Genomic DNA, 1,536 nt, shown 5'->3' on the forward strand with positions numbered 1-1,536 from the left:
TGTCACAGGCGTGATGACGCGGGCAGAACCCGCCCCTAAGTCCTGAGGGCGGCCATCAGCGGCTGAATACCCAGGATGTTCAGCACCCGAGTGAGATTGTAGGCGAGCACGTGCAGCGCCATCTCGCCCCTCACCTTCGGCAGCCGCTTCATCAGGAAGTGGACCGCACCCATGCGCAGCTTGATCGTGCCGAAGGGATGCTCGACCACCTCGCGCCGCTGGCGCATTGCCCCCGGGTTCAGATCAAGTCGGCGCTGCACGGCCTCCAGCACATCCTCGTGCTCCCAGCGCGTGATCCGCCGCTGCGGYCCTGTGGTGCACCGGCTCTTGATTGGACAACTCTGACAGGCGGTGGTCCAGTAGCGCCGCAGCGTCAGCCCGCGTTCCACGTTGCTGTAATAGTACTTGAGCTTCTCGCCCGCCGGGCAGCGATAGGCGTCCTCCTCAGGCAGGTAGACAAAGTCCTGCTTGCCGAACCGGCCCTTGGATTTGGCACTCGACGTCATCGGCTTGGGCAGAGTCACCGTAATCCCCGCCTGATCGCAGGCGAAGATTTCCTCACTGTCCCAGTAGCCGCGATCMGCCACCGCCTCGAGCTCCTCYACCTCCAGAACCGCTTTCACCTCCTTGCCCATGGCGGAAAGCTGGGCGAGGTCGCAGCCATCGTTGGTGACCTCATGCGCCACGATGAGGTGGTGTTTGGTCTCAACCGCCACCTGCACGTTGTAGCCCACCACCCCGGAGCCGCGCCCGCTGGTCGCCATCGAGCGCGCATCCGGATCGGTGAGCGAGATCTGCTGGTCGGGAGACGCCAACATCTGGGCTTCCAATTCCGCCAGACGCTGCATCTCCTGTTCGAGCCGGGCGATCTTCTCCTTGAGCCGGGTCGTCCTGGCGGAGAGCGCCTCTGTCGGTTCGTGCCGGTCGGCCGTGTCGAGTTGCTGGAGATAACGGGCCACGCTCTCTTCGATCTGAGCCCGCCGACGCTCGACCTTGGCGCGCGTGAAGTTGCGGTCCCGGTTGTTCACGGCCTTGAACTTGGAGCCGTCGATGGCCACGCTGGCGGTGTTCAGCAGGCCGATCTGGCGACAGAGAATGACGAACTGGGCGCAGACCTGRCGGATGGCGCGGCCATTGTCTTTGCGGAAATTGGCGATCGTCTTGTGATCGGGCATGAGGCGGCCCGTCAGCCACATCAGCTCAACATTGCGGCCTGCCTCACGCTCCAAACGTCGGCTCGACTGCACCCGGTTGAGATAGCCGTAGATGTAGAGCTTGAGCAGGATGGCGGGATGATACGACGGGCGTCCGGTTGCTTCGGGCACAATGCCTTCAAAGCCCAGAGCTCTCAACTCGAGTGCGTCGACAAAGGCGTCGATGACGCGCACCGGGTTATCGTCGCTGACCCAGTCCTCCAGGCTTTCGGGAAATAGGGTGGTCTGGCTGCGATCCACGCCTTCAACAAAGCGCCTCATCGGATCCTCCAAACAGAGCGGGCAATCCTACCACCAACCGCGTTTTGACACAGCCTGGGTC

At 63.1% G+C, this 1,536-nt stretch carries 1 protein-coding gene; it reads right to left on the bottom strand.

Translation table 11 applies throughout. The annotated features are described in order from the left end of the window. Positions 1-35 precede the first annotated feature (35 nt). Positions 36-1,475, bottom strand: coding sequence for an IS1182 family transposase (locus ACXJKO_RS31625; RefSeq protein WP_457094956.1), 1,440 nt, complete (start codon positions 1,473-1,475; stop codon positions 36-38). Between the last annotated feature and the right edge of the window lie 61 nt (positions 1,476-1,536).

This window comes from Microvirga sp. P5_D2 (assembly GCF_054049475.1).